Below are 19792 nucleotides of genomic sequence, written 5' to 3' on the forward strand. Positions count from 1 at the left end.
CACAGCCTGGAGCGCCCAAAGCATACCCACTGCCGTATCCCGATCAGCTCCGATACTCCAGGAACCGAGAAACGCCGATTGTTCAAAGAACTGGATTTCTGTACAAAATTTTGGATAATTCGCAATAAATTATACTCCATACTCTATCCCACCCCTCGTCCTGGGGTACAGTATGGGGAAGACAAACAAACCGGATTTCTTTACAGAAACTTCCCTCACAGAATTAAGTTAAGCGCACAAGAAGCCAGGCTTCTGGCCCTAGGTTGTGGCAAACCCCCCAAATTTTGTCAAGAAACCGGGTTGCTAACCGCTACTGAACGGGCATTTTAGCTGCGGGCTTTTCCATTGGGTTGAATGACCCCTTTCAAATTGGCTCCGCGAAGGTTGACATTGACCACATTCGCTTGAGAGAGGTTTGCGCCCGAAAGATTAGCTTTGGTCAAATCTGCATCCATCAAATGAGAACCCATCAGATTAGCCTCACTCAAATTCGCTTCACTCAGATTGGTTTGAATCAGATAAGCGCCACTCAAGTTGGCAAGACTGAGTTCGGCACCACTGAGGTTCGCGCCAGTGAGCAGTTTATTACTTAAATCAACCCCGGTTAAATTGGCCCCACTAAAGTTAATCCCACTTAATTGGGCATCCTTGAGGCAAACTTCGGTTAAATCCGTTTGGCTGAGGTTGGCTTTGCTGAGATTCGCGCCGCACAGATTAGCTTCCCGAATATCTGCTCGGTTGAGGTTAGCCCAATTGAGATGAGCTTGACTGAGGTTAGCTTGCTTGAGATTTGCACCACTGAGGTTGGCATGAGTGAGATCCGCAAGGTTCAAGTTGCTTTGCTTGAGTTTGGCACCGGTGAGGTCAACTTGACGCAAGTTGGCTTTGGTTAAATCGGCTTTGTTGAGGCTCGCCAGACTGAGATCGGCTTCGCGCAGGTCCGCAGAGGTCAGATTCGTGCCGATTAAGTAGGTTTGATTTAATTTGGCTCCACTGAGGTTGGCTCCACTGAGGTTGGCTCCGCTCACATCGGCATTGTTGAGGTTGGCTCCGGTGAGGTTGGCTCCCCTGAGGTCGGCCCAATTGAGGTGAGCTCCAGCTAAGTTGGCTCCGGTGAGGTTGGCTCCGGTGAGGTTGGCTCCACTGAGGCTGGCTCCGCTTAAATTGGCTCGACTCAGATTAGCTCCACTCAAGTCGGCTTTGGTGAGGCTGGCTCCCCCTAAGTAGACACCGCTGAGATTGGCTCCGCTTAAGTCCGCTTTGGCGAGGCTCAGACGATTAAAATCTCTCATTCCTCCTGCGTATTGCTGCAAGAGTTCTTCTTTGGAGAAGCTAAGTTTAGGTGCGCTCAGGAGGTCCGCCGTCATAGCTAAAATACTTTCTTATAATTATTTAATCTTTCTATTAGAATTTTACTCAAATTTACGGAGTCGGGGAAACCGAGTATTCTCTGAACTCTCATTACGTTTTGTAACGAAGTCTATCGGGCTGATGTCGGTGCGTTCAATTCTGCTGAATTTCGATGAGATTGGGTGAAGAATTTGGGGAGAGTAAAAGGCCAAAATTCTTATATATCAAGGGTTTTAGCTCGGATTTTCTCTGAACACAGAATTTTAGAGACTCAGGAAAACAGAGGGTCACTCTGGGGATAGGTTGGGTTGAGAAAATAGAATCTAGGTGACCGGAGAATATCGATCGCCCTCCAAAAACCAGCGATCGCCCACGGTTACGGCCTTTTTCTTACAGTCTACAACAGTTCGTTTCATCGGCTACATTTTCCACCTACGGAGAAATCTCCGAGAATTTTCGGTTGACAAATTTGATAGCTTGTAGTACAGCGTCGAACAAAGGGACGGGAAGTTAAGGGGGAAATGCCCTAGAGGGGGATTTGAACGGAGGACCATTCCTGACCGATAATAAACCCCTGAAGCCCACCCCTTAAAAAACCCGGAGAAAACATGACGTTAACCCCTTCAACCATGCTGGCACTAGGAACCCCAGCACCGGATTTTCAACTCCCGGATGTGGTGACCACAAAGACAATCTCCCTGGAAACCTTTGGGGATAAAACCGCACTGGTTGTGATGTTTATCTGTCAACATTGCCCCTTTGTCAAGCACATTCAAGAAGAACTTGCCAATATTGGCTCATATTACCAGGATCGCTCCGTGGGAATTGTAGCCATTAGCTCTAATTCTGTGGAGACTCATCCCCAGGATGCTCCGGAACATCTCAAAGCAATGGCGTTAACGTTAGGATTTTCCTTCCCCTATTGTTACGATCAAACCCAACAGGTGGCGATCGCCTATACTGCTGCTTGCACCCCAGATTTTTTTGTCTTTGATGGCCGTCGTCGCTTGGTGTATCGCGGTCAACTCGATGACAGTCGTCCCGGGAATAATCAACCCGTGACGGGAAAAGACTTGCGTTCGGCGATCGATGCGGTATTGGCGGGAGACCCCATTTCGCAAGACCAAAAACCTAGCATTGGCTGCAATATCAAATGGAAACCGGGCCATGAACCGGCCTATTATGGAGCATGGTAGGAACCGATCGCCCCAGAACCCGGAAAACCCATATCCTGGGGCGATCGGCTATTTTTTCCTCCTTTTGATATATAGCGCTTCCTGGACTGATGAGGTAAAGGGAATCAGCCCTTGTGCTTGACCCACCCGCCAAAGTGAGATATAATGTAAGGCCGATTATTGAGCCACCCTGACCCGGACTTGTCGAGGGCTAGGATTGTGGTGCAGACCGGCTAGTTAGCGTAACATAACCTCTAACACTTCGCATCAATCCTAGGGTAGAAGCCACAGAACAGCCCAGCCCGTAAATTTAAAGAGAGAACAATCGAATGCGATCGCCAACAGACCCCGGAAGTTTCCGGCATTAACTCGCGATCGCAATTTTTGATTCTCTTTAAAAATTCGTGGTGAGTGAACCTATCAATATGCATTTAGAAGTATGGCCCGGTAAAGTCTATCCCTTGGGTTCCTACTGGGATGGTAAAGGAACAAATTTTGCTTTATTTAGTGAAAACGCCACAGGCGTAGAACTCTGTTTATTTGACAAAGACGGCAAAGAGCAACGGGTTTCGATCACCGAAGTCGATAACCATGTCTGGCATGGCTACATCCCTGGAATCTCCCCGGGACAGCGCTATGGATATCGAGTGCATGGGCCTTATGACCCCGCTGCCGGTCATCGATTTAACCCCAACAAACTCCTGATCGACCCCTACGCTAAAGCCATTGAAGGGGATGTGCTCAACGGACCCGAACTCTCTGGCTATAACTGGGAAGACCCCGAAGAAGACCTCTCCTTCAGCGATACCGATAGCGCTCATTTAATCCCTAAATCCATCGTCATTGATGAATCCTTTGATTGGGAAGGAGACCAACTCTTACAAACCCCCTTCCATGAAACCATCATTTACGAAACCCACGTTAAAGGATTTACCAAACTTCAACCGAATATCCCCGAAGAAATACGAGGCACCTATAGTGGACTAGCGCATCCTGCGGTCATTTCTCACCTGCAAACCTTGGGGATTACGGCAGTCGAACTCATGCCGGTTCATCACTTCCTAGCCTATCCCGGACATTTGGCGGATAAAGGGCTCAAAAATTATTGGGGTTACGACTCCATCAATTTCTTCGCCCCTTATTCTGGTTATAGTTCCGCCACTGTACCCGGAGAACAAGTGCAGGAATTTAAAGAAATGGTCAAGGCCCTGCATAAAGCGGGTATCGAAGTCATTTTAGATGTGGTGTACAACCACACGGGAGAAGGCAATCACCTCGGTCCCACGGTATCCATGCGGGGGGTAGATAATGCCTGCTACTATCGCCTTGTCGATGACAATCTCCGATATAACATGGATTTCACGGGATGCGGCAATTCCCTAAACGTGCGCCATCCGCAAATCCTGAAATTAATTATGGATAGTCTGCGCTACTGGGTGCTAGAAATGCACGTCGATGGGTTCCGGTTTGATTTAGCATCGGCCCTGGCGCGAGAATTGTATGACGTTAATAACCTGGGGTCTTTCTTTAATATCATCCATCAGGATCCGGTCCTTTCCGATGTGAAACTGATCGCTGAACCCTGGGATGTGGGTCCCGGAGGCTACCAGGTGGGGAATTTTCCTCTGTTATGGTCGGAATGGAATGGGCGATATCGCGATACCGTGCGTGACTTTTGGCGAGGAGAGGACCGGACCCTAGGCGAATTTGCCTATCGGTTTACCGGGAGTTCGGATTTATATGAAACCACAGGCCGGAGTCCTTATGCCAGTATTAACTTTATCACGGCTCATGATGGGTTCCCCCTCTACGATTTAGTGAGCTACAACGAAAAGCATAATGAAGCCAATGGGGAAAATAACTGTGATGGGGAGAGTCACAATCGGTCCTGGAATTGTGGCGCAGAAGGAGATACCGATGATCCCCAGGTGTTGGCCTTGCGAGAACGCCAAAAGCGGAATTTTCTGGTGACGCTGATGCTGTCCCAGGGTATCCCGATGCTATTGGCGGGGGATGAAATGGAACGGAGTCAAGGGGGGAATAATAATGCCTACTGTCAGGATAGTGAAATTTCCTGGCTAAATTGGGAGTTTCCCGAGGAAAAAGCCCAGTTGTTAGATTTCACTCGGCAATTGATTTATTTCCGTCGCAAGCATCCGGTGTTTCAGCGGCGCAAGTGGTTTCAGGGCCGCCCGATTTATGGGAAGACGGTGAATGATATTGCCTGGTTCAATCCCGATGGCAGCGAGATGGCGGATGAAGAGTGGAGTGTGGGGTTTGCCAAGGCGATCGCCGTCTTGTTGAATGGCCAGGAAATTCCTCGGCGCAATCGGTATGGTCAGCGAGTCATTGACGAAACTTTCCTCCTGTTCTTTAATGCCCATTGGGAATCAATCGAATTTAAGTTACCCGAGGGCTTAAATGAACAGCAGTGGGTGGCGGTGATTGATACCAAGGAACCCAGTTTTTTGGAAGATGGACCCACCTATACTGGGAATAAGACGGTCCCCGTTTTCGGGCAATCGGTGGTGGTGTTAAGACGTTCCGAGTAGAGACGCCCAGATAAAGCGTCGGGGCAGTCCCTGGATTGTCCCGATATCCTCTAGGCATTGATCTCAGAAATGCCGGATTTTTGCGTATTCAGTTTTGGGGAAAAGAGTGCGTCACGGAAGCCACCGCAACGCACCACAACACCTGCCAAATTCATGGCAAGACGATGTAACAGGATAGTAAGGAATAGTAGATTAACATATCGTCTGCATCAAAAATCACAATTTTTTTAAATTGATTCCAATTTAAGGCCACCTTTGGGGAAAGGAAGAGGTTTAAAGGCCCGGGTTTGCCGGTTTCCTACTCCAGGGGGACCCCATTGGTTAGAAACCGGGTTTCTTGAGAAAATCTTTGGCGATCGCCAATAAATTTGGGTGAGAAACCCGGTTTCTTGTCCCTGGGCTCTCATCCTGTACCCCAGGACTCGGTTAGAGTAGGCCCAAGTCGTAGTTTCTTTGTAAATTTATGTAAAATTGCGTCATGAAGTCATTTAGATAGAACCGATGGATACGACGACTCTCTCATCAACATTTTTTTTAACCCTACTGATGACGATCGGGTTATTGTTCTTTATTCGGGCCTCGGTGAAGGACCGAACGGAGGAACTGCAATGGGTAACCGAACAGCCGGAAGAGGCGATTCTGCCTGAGTTACAAGGGTATTTCGATCGCCGCGCTTATCGGGTGAAGGCAGTAGATGGGGAACGCAATCAAGTCACCTTTGAAGGATATGTCCGTCCCAGTTGGTTTCTGGCGATTTTCTTGACCCTGTTGGCGGCAGTGGGGATGCTCTGTTTGGGCCTCATTCTCTCAATGGTCATCCCACAAGGGGGGAATTTATTTCTGGGGTTGATTCTGTTGTCCCCAGTCGCTGGATGGTTTTATTGGCAAAATTCGGGTCGCATGGAACAGGTTTCTCTCCAAGTCAAGTCTATGGAGAGTTCTGGGGATAATCCGACCCAAAATAGAATTACAGTCACGGGTCATCGGGATGAGTTGGCGGTGCTTAAGCAAACCCTGGGACCTCGGTACAGTCAAGGGAAGACCACCGGGTTGCTGGAGTTGAACTCTACAAATACAGCAACAAAGTAGGACAAGAAACCCGGACGGTTACCGGGTTATCTCATCCTGTACTGACCCTTGAGGGCGATACCATAGCAGAAATTAGCCCGATGCAAACCCGTGAGCTTGTCATGGAGCTAATTTCTAAAAAGCGTCGTATTTTAATCGGTTTGTTTCCTTATTGACCCCATTCGGTCAAGTCCGACATAAAGTTGAGTTTGATCAGCCAAACGCTTTTGACTCGGTTCCTGGTGAGGATGACGAGTCATTTCGGCAGGGTGATAGCCCAGATTGGGACCCGAACTTTACCTTGGCCGTCGTGGAACCGATCGCCCTGGAAAAGTTCAGGTTTTAGAACTCGCGGCGATCGCGACTGGACGCGGGTTTCCCTAAATCGCCAAGGAAACTGGATGCGCTATTAAGATCGCGACTCCTGATGCGGGACTAAAACCGTTCTTTTCCCATGACAAATCAACCGATTGACGGCACATTTGCCCTTACGGGACTCTCTATGACCCCAGATTTGGCAAAAACCTGGTGAATGCCCTTGTAAATTTGCTAAATTTACGCGCCACTCTGTTCGAGTCCGCTAGGAATCCCACCCTCGCACCGCAGGGTCATCCGAGGCGATCGCCCGCCCAGTATAATCCCTCGCCGCAGCCGTCTGGTCCCGTGAACCTTCAGTTCTCATGACTGACAGAAAAACCCTTTTACCTGACTGATAAAGCCACAGGGGGTATTTCTGCTTTGCTCTCAAAAAACTTTAAGCTTGGGAATAAGAAATGATTTTCTTCTACATATTGAGCACCGAACAATCCTTTCTCTGCCCAGAAGTATCGATCCGTGGTATGCTCGTTTCTCTTGACTAACAACAAAGCTGGAGGCACGATGCCTTCTGCCTTGATGAATTTACGGGCGGCTGTGACTGGCTTATCTTCACCGCTTTCGATACTATACTGAGGCACGTGCTCTAAAATCCTGCGCCCTTCTTGGCGGCGACGGCTCTTACGCTTACGTCTCCTTGCCAAAATCCTTACCTCCTATTTCAGCCGACAGGTGTAGTGATGGTTACAAAAGTCGTGCTGATTATATCCGCTGTAATAAAAAAAATCAATCCCTCTTGCTAAGTTTGTTACCAAACGCCGCATCTCTTATCTCATCAGCCTTTTCAGACTTTTTTTGCTCCCCTTTCGAGAGAGGAACGGCAAAAATTCACAAAACTATAAAATTTGTTACAAAAATCAATAGAGGGGAACCGACGTAGGAGTGCAGAATTCTCCGGCCCTGTTTACCCGAGGAAGCGGCGCTTTATTCCTGCGGTGATGGCTCGTCCTCACTCCCTGACGTCCCGGTATTGCCATAAAATTGCCACAAAATTGCCACAAAATTGCCCGAAAATACAAAGAAGGTTCAACGGGTTTTATCAATGGGGCTAAAGTATCTTACCCCAGAAGTAAGCAACCGGACCCAATTTCTGCCAACATGAACACAGAGGGTCCGGTCCTCGGGTTAAGCGAGTCAGCATAAACAGGGTGCGGGGAAAGAGGCGGGCATCAGTGAGCGTTACTTTGTTAAATCGAATAAGGGAAGATGGGAATGGGAGCCAGTTCAGAATTTGTTGCCCTGTGTAAATCACAGGTGGGTTTGCTCTCGAAAGGGCTAGGATCCTCCGTGAGCGTGGTCTATTTGACAGAAGAACTGGCAGAAGACCGGGAAGCCAAGCTGATTCCGATTGTGACTTATCCGGAAACCGCTGTGGTGTGGGAAGAAAATCCCGCCCGGGCGATCGCCGGTACAGAGATTCCCACAGAGATTCCCGGGCGTCCCACTCCCGACTTTCCACCCACGGCAATTTCCGGGGAACCCCCGATAACGGGAACGGATGCCTCCCTGACCCCAGGTCCTCCCTTGGTCTCCGCTTCCTCCCAAAGACCCGTGACGGTTCATTTAGTCGAACCCATCCGCTATTTAAACCCAGAAGATGAACCGATCGCCGAGGGGGAAGATTTGGCGCAACCGAGGCAAATTGTCTTACCCCTGCTGCATGAAGAAATCGTCATGGGACTGTTGGTGACGCGCCGCGAGGACCGACCCTGGACCGATCGCGAACGAATTCAGATTGAATATATCGCCCAAACCATTGCGATCGCCTGCATTTTGGATCGACGCCAGCGATGGTTAAGTCAGCAACTGCGCCAACATCAACGCCTGCAAGCGGAACAACATGATTTACTCGATAACCTCCTGCACCAGGTCCGCAGTCCCCTCACCGCCTTACGCACCTTTGGAAAATTATTGTTAAAACGCCTCCGGGAACCGGACCCGAACCGCGATATTGCCGGAAGTATCCTGCGGGAGAGCGATCGCGTTCAAGAGTTACTGCAACAGATGAATCTGGCGATCGAACCGGAAGAAATCGCAGCGGTCCCGGATGTGCAAACCGAGGTCCCGTCGGAAACCCCGATGTTGGAGAAGCGATCGCCACAATTGTTACTCCCGGCTTTTGATGTAGAACCCTGCGATATCCGGACTGTACTGGAACCCTTGCTGATTTCAGCCCAGGCGATCGCCAGCGAACGGCATCTGCAACTCAATACCGAGATCCCGTCGGAATTGCCTCCGGTTCTCGCTTCTTCCAAGGCCCTGCGGGAAGTCTTGAGTAATTTGATTGACAATGCCTTGAAATATACCCCCTCCGGAGGCGAAATTTATGTGAAAGTGGGGGATAAGTGCCAAATTGAGGGGGTAACCTTGATGGCGATCGCCATTAGTGACACGGGTATCGGCATTCCCCCCCAAGACTTAGAACAGTTATTTCAACGGTATTATCGCGGTGTCAAAGCCCAGAGTGATATTCCCGGTACGGGATTGGGATTGGCGATCGCCCGCGAACTGATCACCCAAATGCAAGGGGAAATCGAAGTCTTTAGTCCCACTCCCCCCCAATGGCGAGATCCCAATTGGAAAAACCGCCCCAGTTCCAATCATCCGGGGACAACCTTTATTGTTTGGCTGCAACTCTCAGGGTGATTCTCCCCTCAATAGTCTCAATGTTTTCATCTGCGCTATGAATTTAACTTTACTCTTGGCGATCGCCTTAGCGATCGTTCATATTGGGGCCAAAAATCTGCTCTTTCTTGATTCGGTTCCGCGTAACTGCTGGCTTTCAATGGCGGGTGGCGTATCGGTCGCTTACACTTTTATGCACATTTTTCCCGAACTGAGTGAAGGACAAGCTCGGGTTGAGGCGTCAGCGCTCAACGGCTTGGAGTTTTTAGAGCATCATGTTTACCTGATGTCACTGTTAGGATTCTCTATATTTTACGGGTTGGAAAAACTAGCGAAGACATCGCGGCAGCACCAAGTTAAAATGGGGCGAGGAGATGCCACAAGCGATCAGGTGTTTTGGCTACATATTATTTCTTTTTCTCTTTATAACGCCCTGATTGGCTATCTGCTGTCCGATCCAGAAGAAGAAGCGAGTGTTTTGAGTTTGTGCTTCTTTTTCATCGCAATGGCATTGCATTTTCTCGTCAATAACTTTGGCTTGCGCGAACATCACAAACGGGTTTACGATCACACTGGGCGCTGGGTACTCGCGGCAGCGGTGATTGTGGGATGGGCGATTGGTCGTGCAACGATCATTTCCCATGAGGCGATCGCCCTACTCTTTGCCTTTTTAGCCGGAGGCATTATTCTCAACATCCTCAAGGAAGAACTACCGGAAGAACGGGAAACCCAATTTTGGGCCTTTGCGGCGGGTGCGGGTGTTTATTCGGTACTATTACTCATCATCTGACTCTTAGGAAGGTAAGGGATTGATTTGGATACTCCCTTCAATTATTAAGGGGCTATAAAAACCCACACCTATAAGGGTTCAATGTTTATTTAAGTATTTAGACTTATTAAAATCTGGAGGCTCAGGGACCCGAGAATCCTGCCCGGAAGTTATCAATAAAACTCTGTCCACAGACGGATGCGCCAGAGGAATTAGGGGGATTTTTTCAGGAGTTTTCAGGGATTAATTTCAGGAGGGAAAACCCTAAAACTCTTGCCCGGTGGGAAATGAGAAATTATTTTAACGAATCTATTGCGGAAACTAAATCTAGGCGTTATCATTTCCAAAGAACTACCTCTAAGGGTAGAGGTGGGTCGGACTCTTCCTCTAGGCTTAGAAAATTTCTGACTCCCGGGGTTGGAATTCCCCAGAGGCTAACCCTAATAAATGTCGAAAATTCGGCCATTTGAGGGCAGTCTGCTGCTATTTTAATCGGGAAAACCTGTCAGGGAATTTAGATAAATGAACGGGTCCGGATTTGGTATTCGGTGCTACATTAGATTGAGTAGCAATTTTGTAGCCTTAGTTACTTTTACGAGCTTTCAATAGGAGCCAACCCAAGATGCATCCGGTATGTATAATTCCTCTCAGCATTTCAGTCTGTGCCTTTCTGATTAATCGACGCACTTCTGAGGAAACCGTAGGCGTGATGACCATGACCCTAGCTGGACTGTTAGCGGTTGTGGCGTTAATCTTGGCCCCGTGGCAGATTCAGATGGTGGGTGCTTTAGCTTTACTGTTAGATCGCTGTCAGTTGTTGAAGGTTCGGGGGTAGGTTAGGGGTCATTTGTCATTTGTCATTTGTCCTGGGTTGATTGGGGAGATGGGGAAGGGTAGAGGGTTTTTATCAACAGTGCGATCGCTACACAGGTGCTGTCGATAGATTTTTCCATCACGGGGATGATTCTTCCCCTGGATTGGGGACAATGTAGAGCGGCTTCTCACCCACTTTAGGCTGATTCGCTTCAGGGGATGGGGAGAATGGGGAAGATGACTCTAAAATTACGGGGTTGAGATAACGGAAACTCGATTAAATTTTCCCATCCTTGATTGCCAAGGATGGGAAAATTTCTATAATTGTAAATATTTGTAAAATTAAGCGGTCAAAAGGTAGAATCCGGTAGAAATCTGGCTCAAAATAGAAAGTTGAATTGGTCGTCAATGCCACAAATGCCAGAAAAAACCTGGACCATTGGGGAGGAAAGGCGATCGCTTCTGTAGATTCAACTGGCTTTCCCAGCCTTCGATAATCCCTCTCCCTTCACCCGTTCTGAACCCCTGGGGCGACTGCCCTTTTATGAGTAAGCCTGATTAATATGATTCCCTTAGAACTGAGTTTAAAAAACTTTCTGAGCTATCGCGAAGCTACCCTAGACTTTCATGGGTTGCATACCGCCTGTATTTGTGGACCAAATGGTGCCGGAAAATCCTCCCTTTTGGAAGCCCTCGCCTGGTCCCTCTGGGGAAATAGTCGCGCTGGAACTGAGGATGATATTATTCATACTGGGGAAATGGAAGCGCGGGTGGATTTTACCTTCCAAACCAATCAGCAAATCTATCGGGTCATTCGTTCTCGCCAACGGGGTCAATCCAGTGCTCTGGAATTTCAAGTGGCAACGACTGCGGAGGATTTGACTGCCAATCAACTAGAGCATCTTGAGTTTCGCTCTCTGACGGAGAAGGGTTTACGAGCGACTCAGGATAAGATTATCCAACATATCAAACTCGACTACGAAACCTTTACCAATTCATCTTACCTGCGCCAAGGTCGAGCGGATGAGTTTATGTTGAAACGACCCTCGGAACGGAAGCAGGTTTTGGCAACTCTGCTGAGGTTGGACCATTATGATGAGTTGGCAGAACAGGCAAAAGACCGATCGCGGGAAGCAAAGGGTCAAGTCCAGTTGCTAGAACAAAGTTTAGCTTCGCTACAGCAACGATTACAAGAAACCATCGCGATCGCCCAAAATCTGGACCAGGTGGAAGCGCAAATTCTCCAGGGTCAAGAGCAAGTGAACCACCAGCGATCGCAATTGCAACAATTCCAACAACTCCAACTCCAACGCCAAAACTGGCAACAGCAAATCGCTCATCATCAGGACCGCGATCGCCACTTAAAGGACGACTGCGATCGCACCCACCAAGAACTCAATCTCAACCATCGTCGCCGCCAAGAATTAGAGGCACTGCTCAAACAAGAGGGCGAAATTTTGGCGGGATATCATCAATATCAGCAATTACAAGCACAGGAAGAAGTTCAAGCCTCTAAATTCCAATCTTATCAACAAGCGACTCAACAGCGTCAGCAATTACAGGACCAGGAACGCAAAACTTTGGCTTCCCTGGAATCCCAAATTTCTTCCACCCAAGGGGAATTGGAGTATATTCGCCGCCAGGAAGGGGAACTACAGGATATTCTGAATAAAGCGCCGGAAGTTGAAGCAGCGATCGCGAAATTACAACAAGCGCGCGATCGCCTCACTTATCTGGATGAGCTACATACGCGAGTCAAACCCCTGATGACCCGACAACAAACCCTACAAGTCGAACTCGATCGCATTCGCACTCGGTTATCCGCACGTTTGGAAGAAATTGCCGGTCAAATTCATCGCCTGGAAGTGGAACAAGATAACAGCTATGTTTTAGAGGAAAGCTTAGGAGAAGTGGCGATCGCCATTAATGCCTTAGAGAAAAAACGAGTCTATCAACAACGGGTGCGAGAAAAAGGTTTAGAACGTCGCAGCTTTATGGAACGGTTGATGGCACAAACCTCGGATTATGAAACCCAACTGGCAGCGGTTACCCAAAAAATCCAGATGTTACAGGTCCCGGATGCACTTTGTCCCCTCTGTGACAGACCCTTGGATGAACATCACTGGGATTTAGTGATTGAAAAGCAGAAAGCGCAGGAACAGGGGATTATCAATCAGTTGTGGGTGTTGAAGGAACAACTCGCAACGAGCGATCGGGAAATTCAGATTCTGCGGCAGGAGTATCGGGAACTGGAGGAAGAGTTAAAACACTACAATGCCTTGCGGGAACGTCGGGGACAATTACAGGCTCAAATTGATGCAACTTTAGCCTCCCGGGACCGTTTACAACATCTCACTATAGAAAAACAACAGTTAGAACAATCACTACATACGGGAAGTTATGCCGGGGAATTATACCAAGAACTGCAACAGGTGGAGCAGTCGCTGCAACAGTTAAATTACAATGACCAAGACCGCAGTTTGGCCCTGAATGAGGAAAAACGCTGGCGTTGGGGGGAAATTAAGCAAGGGCAAATTCAGCAATCCCAACGGCAAATGGCACAATTACAAGGGCGGAAGCCTGAGTTAGAACAACGCCTGACGCAATTACAAGCCGCATTACAAGAGCAACAAACAAACTCTCCCTTGCAACAGCAGATTGCGTTGCTCGATCGCCACTTACAAACCATTGGCTATGACCCCCAGGAACATAACCGCCTCCGAGGTGCGTTAAGAACCGGCCAAATCTGGCTGGGACGACTGGAGGAGTTAAAGCAAGCACAGCAACAATATCCCCAGATTGAACAGCGAATTGGGGAGTTAACTCGTCAGTTGGAGGCACGAGTAGGCGATCGCACGGCGCTCCGTCAGCAGATGCAAGCGCTGCATCAACAACTTCAGGATATCCCCGACCCCGGCGATCGCATCAAAGCCACCGAAAAACAAATCCAGCTTTTGCGATCCTCCTTGGATAGTTTACTGGCAACGAAAGGACGTCTGCAACAACAACAACAGCATCTCGCGGCACTCCAAAGTCAGTCTGAAGAACAACGTAAACAACTGGAAACCTCTCGTCGTCAAGAACGGGTGTATCGGGAACTGGCAACAGCATTTGGCAAAAATGGCATCCAAGCCTTGATGATTGAAAATGTGTTGCCGCAGTTGGAGGGAGAAACCAATCAGATTTTATCTCGCCTGAGTGGCAATCAACTCCATGTTCAATTTGTGACTCAGCGCGCTACTCGGGGACGCAGCAAAAAAAATACCAAATTAATTGATACCTTGGATATTTTAATTGCCGATGCGCGAGGGACAAGGGCTTATGAAACTTATTCGGGAGGGGAGGCATTTAGGATTAATTTTGCGATTCGGTTAGCATTAGCGCGATTACTGGCTCATCGGGCGGGTACTTCGTTACAAATGTTAATTGTGGATGAAGGATTTGGAACTCAGGACCGGGAAGGATGCGATCGCTTGATTGCTGCAATTAATGCGATCGCCTCGGAATTTGCCTGCATTCTCACCGTGACCCATATGCCGCAATTTCGCGAAGCCTTTCAAGCCCGCATTGAAGTCAGCAAAAATCAAAATGGTTCTCAACTGAGTTTATCAGTTTAATCAGGATCTCCTGACAAATCCCGGGAATCAATCTCATCCCCAAACCATTGGGGGCCTGCTTCTGTGGGACCTTTCCGGGGCGGCGACAAAGCAACCCACTCCCCCGCATCGATTGATCCGTTGTCAGGGGGATTCACGAATCGCCTCTCTATTCTGCGGAAGCCCTGTTCAACTCACCCCACGGCGCAGGATCTTCTATCGCGATCGCCGCCCCCTCCCAGGCTGTCGGATTTTTTCTCCTCAGCACTTCAGGATATGGTATCATTTTTTCTAAGGAAAGGAGGCTTTGTTTTAATTTATCTTATTAATTCAAACCAACGAATTGCTCAGTCTAATCAGCTTCGTCAACCCCTAACCCCAGTCCTCCAGAATCGGTTAGTAACTTCAGTTAAATATCTGGGGTTTTCCCTCGAATTTCTGACGCTTACATGAGATTACTTCGGGAGAAAGCCTGATTGACGGAAACCGGACGCCTCCCTCGATAAATTAATGTACTCGACGTAATCCTTAGCATCTTGTGAATTTTAAATGGCAGTAAACTTGGATCGCTTACAAGAAATTTCCGGTGGGGATCGTGAATTTGAACGAGAAATTTTACAGGCATTTGTCGAAGATGCTTGGGTCAGCCTCAATCTTCTAAAGAATTTCTTAGCCCTAAATGATTATTCCGCTTTTAGTAATCAAGCCCATCAACTCAAAGGGTCTAGCGCCAATATGGGCCTTACCGTTATCCAAAATATTGCCTTGGAACTCGATACAAAGGGACAGCAGCAAAATCTCTACGGAACTGAACAGGACCTAGAAAATATAGAAAAAATTCTAAATGAGCTAGAAGATTATCTCTCTAAAATTTGAGCGATTTATGCGGGGTCACAATCAGTCAGAATTGTTACCCCATTTTCATCCGAATTAGGGGTTGAGCAGGTAGGTCAAAAATCTCCCTATTCATCAGGTTTCGGCGGGATGTCCCGATTATTCCCAGGGTTTCTAGGATGTGGGTACAGTTGGAGAGGCAAAAGACCCGAAACTGGCAGGACTTAAGCTTCCTTTTGAGATATTTACCCTGAATGGAGAGGCGATTCGCTCCTGATGCCTCTAAATTTAAAGGTTGATGTTAAATATTGCGTAAGTTTTGAGCAGCAATTTGAACCTCTGCTAGTCTTGCCTTGGGGGAATCATGCCGGTGGCAGTAGCACCCCAAAGTTTACTGATCCCCCGATGCTCAAGGGTCACAAGTCTTGACGGAATTAAGTGTTTATGGTATTGTTTAAAGCTTTTCTAAGTTAATTACAAAATTTTTATAAAGTAAGTCATCACCAAGACAAACCTATGCTGGCTGGTAAACTGTAGCATAGGCTACAATTTCAGGAGAAAAATCCGCCTAAATTTAAAGCCGTACCCCCTCCCAAATTTGAGGAATTGATGATAATTTTTACAAAATTTAAAAGATCAGGGGATAAAAATAAATAATAATAGAATCATCAGAAAACCCCGAGTTCTGTGCGGGGTACAGTCCCTCGTCAATTTAAGAAATTACAATCTAAGCGGCCCACCATGAGTATCGGTGAGGTGTTCTCCATGTTAAATAGTTTTTTTTTGCTTCCCCGCGTTATCCCTACTGTCTCTCTGAGTAATCCGTTGGAACACAATAAGATAGAAGACCCCCAAAAGCGCAGCGCCTTGTTGCGAAAAGTCATCGACCAAATCTGGCAATCTCTGGAACTCAAAACGATCCTCCAGACAGCGGTGGATGAGATTGCCACAATGCTCAACTTAGATGCCTGTAGTTTCTTGTGGTATTTTGAGCGCACGGAACGGGTGCAAGTGGTCTGCAAACGGACCCGGAATCACGAATTTGCAGCATTAGAGGGAACGAAACCCCTCGCGGAGGTGGGATATCATCCCTTAGAGATTTTAGGCACCTCCGCCAGTGCGATCGCCCAAGGACAGATGGTGATCAGTTGTGGTCCCCTGAACGAGTCCCGGACCTTTGGTGCGATGACGCGCCTGATCTCTAATTGTCCCGTAGCGCGTCCCCCCCAGAACTTGAGCCAGGGTGACAAAAATCATCCGCCAGTTTCTGCACCGGGGACACTGGATGCCCTGGCCAATTTATTGGTTCCCGTGAAAGGACAGGAGGGATGGATCGGCTTTATCGCCTGTCTCTCACAGAATTCTCGCACTTGGTCCACTGCCGAGGTGGAATTTGTCCAACTGCTCGCCCAACAACTGGAAATTGCCATTCGGCAAGCACAATTGTACGATCGCGTTCAAAAACAAGCACAAAGAGAGAGATTGGTCAATCAAATTGTTAACCAAACCCGTCAGAGTTTCGACCTGGAAACGATTTTAACCCAGGCGATCGCCCAACTGTTAGAAGCCTTAGAAGTCGATCGCTGCTTGATCCACCTCGTCGAAGATCGGGAAGAAGGGGTCACCGGCGATCGGCATCGTGAGGACTGTTTCTGGAATGCGGCTAACGATGTAGCTTTCCGCAGAGAGCATCTCTTTGAAGTCTGTCGCCCCCCCTTCCCCTCCTCCATCGATGACTTTGATACCCACGGACCCATCACCCAATGGACGATCGCCCATCGCGAAGAAGTGATCATCTCCGATGTCAGCGAAGACCCCCGGATCGGCAAGCAAAATGAAGAATATGACAAAGCCGAGATCAAATCCTCGATGGTTATGCCAGTACAAGCCAATGGCAGACTCCATGCGATTCTTTATATTAATCAATGTTCCCGAGTCCGCCAGTGGTCCAAACATGACCGGGAACTCGCCCGCGCCGTCGCGGATCAACTGGCGATTTCCATCCAACAAGCCTGCTTATATGCCCAAAAAAGTGCCACTATGGAGCGAGAATCGCTCTTGCGCTTGATTGGGGAACATATCCGTCGCACGTTAGATATCAATACCATCTTGCAAACCAGTGCGCGGGAAGTGCGGCAATTATTGGGAGCCGATCGCGTTGCTATCTATCAGTTTAGCAAAGAAACCGCAGGCCAAATCGTTGTCGAAGAAAGTACCTCCCAACTCTGTCTGCGCGAAGCCGTCAAAGAACATGATTGCTTTTACCAGGAATGTGCCGACCAATTGCAATCGGCACAACAGCCTTTAGTTCGAGCGGTGGAAGATGTGTATAAAACCCACTGCAATGACGAACATCTCGCCTGTTGGCAACATTTACAAGTCCGGGCGAGTCTGAGCGTTCCCATCTCGCGCGGGAACAAGGTGTGGGGACTGCTGATTGTCCATGAATGCCATAAATCCAGAGGATGGCGGACTTCGGAAATAGAACTGTTGCAGCAACTCGCCGATCAGTTGGCGATCGCCATCCATCAAGCGGAATTATACGATCGCGCCTGTGCCAATGCGATCGCTGCCGAAACCAAAGCAGCAGAATTACAACAAGCCTTACGGCAACTCCAGGAAACCCAAGCACAACTGATTCAAAGCGAAAAAATGTCTAGTTTGGGTCAATTAGTCGCCGGAGTCGCCCACGAAATCAACAATCCGGTTAACTTTATCTATGGGAACTTATCTCATGTGGATGGATATGCCCAAGATATGCTGAAATTGATAGAAGCCTATCAGAAACGGTATCCTGACTCGGGCCCAGAAATCGAAGAAATCGCTGAAGAAATTGACCTCAAGTTTCTGCGCGAAGATATGCCAAAAGTCCTCAATTCTATGAAAATCGGGGCCGATCGCATCCGAGAAATTGTCTTATCCTTGCGGAATTTCTCCCGCCTAGACCAAGCCGAAATGAAATTTGCCAACCTGCATGAAGGGATTGATAACACCTTGCTGATTCTCCAAAACCGCTTGCGAGCCAAAGCCGGTCATTTGGGCATAGAATTGGTCAAAGACTATGGGAAACTGCCCTTAGTAGAGTGCTATCCTGGACAACTCAATCAGGTGTTGATGAATATTCTCACGAATGGCATTGATGCCTTAGAAAGTTATAATGAAAGCCGATCCCTTGAAGAAATTCGCCAAAACCCCAGCCGGATTACCATTCGCACCCAATGGGTGAAGAAACAGGGACATAATGACCGGGTTATCATTGCGATCGGCGATAACGGACCGGGAATTCCCCATCACATCAAAGCGCGATTATTTGACCCATTTTTTACCACAAAAGCAGTGGGTAAAGGCACGGGATTAGGACTTTCGATTAGTTATCAAATCATCGAAAAACATAAAGGGGCGATCGCCTGTATTTCTGAACCGGGAGAGGGAGCAGAATTTGTCATTGAAATTCCCGTCCGTCAATCCGAGAATGCGATCGTTGCTAAACCCCAACTCATGGCAGTGGGTTCGTAAGCACCAAGAAACCGGGTTTCTGCAACAACTGTTGCAAATTGTCCTAAATTTAGGAAAGAAACCCGGTTTCTGAACCCCTGGGAAAAGAGCAAGCAAGAAACCGGGTTTCTGCGACAATTGTTGCAAATTGTCCTAAATTTAGGAAAGAAACCCGGTTTCTGAACCCCAAAAGACCAAGAAACCGGGTTTCTGCGACCATTGTTGCAAATTGTCCTAAATTTAGGAAAGAAACCCGGTTTCTGAACCCCTGAACCGCTGCCAGTTTACAAGAAACCAGGTTTCTGCCATAATCAGTTAACAAACCACCGTTTAATCTAGTCTACTAACCTACTTTTTGAAATGCCACGTCGCCAACTTGTCTTTCAAACAGGTCATTACTACCATATTTATAACCGAGGTAATAATCGCCAACTTATTTTTTTTGAAAGAGATAACTACATTCATTTTTTACGCCAAATCAAAAAATATTTAATCGAAAACAATACGGCAGACATCATCGCTTATTGTCTGATGCCGAATCACTATCATTTATTAATTTACCTAAAAAATAATAACTTTTCCCAAGTCATGCAAGCATTTACCCTGTCTTACACCAAAGCTATCAATAAGCGCTATCAAAAAGTAGGCTCCTTATTTCAGGGGCCTTTCCAGGCGATTCATGTCCATCAAGATGAATATTTGCTTCATCTCACTCAATATATTCATTTAAACCCAGTCAAGGCTAACCTTGTTGAAAAACCAGAGGATTGGGAGTTCTCCAGCTATCCAGAATATCTGGAACTGCGCCAAGGGACTATACCGCAATGGAATAAACTGCGATCGCAATTTCAATCCGTTGAGAATTATCGTTATTTTGTAGAAAATTCACCCGACAATCCATCAATTCAACATTTAACATTTGACGAATAAAGATTTCTGAACCCCCGACAAAAGAGCAAGAAACCGGGTTTCTGCGACAATTGTTGCAAATTGACCTAAATTTTAGGAAAGAAACCCGGTTTCTGAACCCCCGCCGACCAAGAAACCGGGTTTCTGCGACAATTGTTGCAAATTGACCTAAATTGAGGAAAGAAACCCGGTTTCTGAACCCCTGCCAAAGACCAAGAAACCGGGTTTCTG

The 19792-nt window shown here is 47.7% G+C and carries 12 protein-coding genes; 10 read left to right on the forward strand and 2 right to left on the reverse strand.

What is annotated here, in order from left to right:
• Positions 1-326: 326 nt before the first annotated feature.
• Positions 327-1367, reverse strand: coding sequence for a pentapeptide repeat-containing protein (locus NG795_RS11260; protein ID WP_367288767.1), 1041 nt, complete (start codon positions 1365-1367; stop codon positions 327-329).
• Positions 1368-1958: 591 nt separating this feature from the next.
• Between NG795_RS11260 and NG795_RS11265 the strand changes: the two genes are divergently transcribed.
• The 3 genes from NG795_RS11265 to NG795_RS11275 all read left to right on the forward strand — a co-directional run bounded on the left by NG795_RS11265 (position 1959) and on the right by NG795_RS11275 (position 6166).
• Positions 1959-2546, forward strand: a complete 588-nt coding sequence (locus NG795_RS11265; RefSeq protein ID WP_367288768.1) for a thioredoxin family protein — start codon at positions 1959-1961, stop codon at positions 2544-2546.
• 386 nt (positions 2547-2932) lie between these two features.
• Positions 2933-5077, forward strand: coding sequence for a glycogen debranching protein GlgX (gene glgX, locus NG795_RS11270; RefSeq protein ID WP_436836046.1), 2145 nt, complete (start codon positions 2933-2935; stop codon positions 5075-5077).
• 501 nt (positions 5078-5578) lie between these two features.
• Positions 5579-6166 (forward strand): cofactor assembly of complex C subunit B, encoded by a 588-nt coding sequence (locus tag NG795_RS11275; RefSeq protein WP_367288769.1) that lies wholly within the window; start codon positions 5579-5581, stop codon positions 6164-6166.
• A gap of 680 nt (positions 6167-6846) precedes the next feature.
• On the opposite strand, the gene NG795_RS11280 is transcribed toward NG795_RS11275, so the two are convergent.
• A complete protein-coding gene (locus tag NG795_RS11280) occupies positions 6847-7164 on the reverse strand; it encodes a DUF3155 domain-containing protein (RefSeq protein ID WP_015150024.1) in 318 nt (105 codons plus the stop codon).
• A 568-nt stretch (positions 7165-7732) separates the two neighbouring features.
• On the opposite strand from NG795_RS11280, the gene NG795_RS11285 reads away from it, so the two are divergent.
• The 7 genes from NG795_RS11285 to NG795_RS11315 all read left to right on the forward strand — a co-directional run bounded on the left by NG795_RS11285 (position 7733) and on the right by NG795_RS11315 (position 19582).
• Entirely contained in the window at positions 7733-9166 is a 1434-nt protein-coding gene (locus tag NG795_RS11285; RefSeq protein WP_367288770.1) for a sensor histidine kinase, read from the forward strand.
• A gap of 37 nt (positions 9167-9203) precedes the next feature.
• On the forward strand, positions 9204-9935 hold the full coding sequence (locus NG795_RS11290) for a hypothetical protein (RefSeq protein ID WP_367288771.1): 732 nt from the start codon (positions 9204-9206) through the stop codon (positions 9933-9935).
• 601 nt (positions 9936-10536) lie between these two features.
• Positions 10537-10749, forward strand: a complete 213-nt coding sequence (locus NG795_RS11295) for a hypothetical protein (protein ID WP_367288772.1) — start codon at positions 10537-10539, stop codon at positions 10747-10749.
• Positions 10750-11290: 541 nt separating this feature from the next.
• Positions 11291-14344, forward strand: coding sequence for an exonuclease subunit SbcC (sbcC, locus tag NG795_RS11300; RefSeq protein WP_367288773.1), 3054 nt, complete (start codon positions 11291-11293; stop codon positions 14342-14344).
• A gap of 528 nt (positions 14345-14872) precedes the next feature.
• A complete protein-coding gene (locus tag NG795_RS11305) occupies positions 14873-15199 on the forward strand; it encodes an Hpt domain-containing protein (protein WP_367288774.1) in 327 nt (108 codons plus the stop codon).
• 723 nt (positions 15200-15922) lie between these two features.
• On the forward strand, positions 15923-18673 hold the full coding sequence (locus NG795_RS11310) for a GAF domain-containing sensor histidine kinase (RefSeq protein WP_367288775.1): 2751 nt from the start codon (positions 15923-15925) through the stop codon (positions 18671-18673).
• A gap of 339 nt (positions 18674-19012) precedes the next feature.
• Positions 19013-19582 carry an REP-associated tyrosine transposase gene (locus tag NG795_RS11315; RefSeq protein ID WP_367288776.1) on the forward strand — a complete coding sequence of 190 codons (570 nt, stop codon included), beginning with the start codon at positions 19013-19015 and terminating at the stop codon, positions 19580-19582.
• Positions 19583-19792: the final 210 nt, after the last annotated feature.

It is taken from the genome of Laspinema palackyanum D2c (genome assembly GCF_025370875.1).
Classification (GTDB): Bacteria; Cyanobacteriota; Cyanobacteriia; order Cyanobacteriales; family Laspinemataceae; genus Laspinema; species Laspinema palackyanum.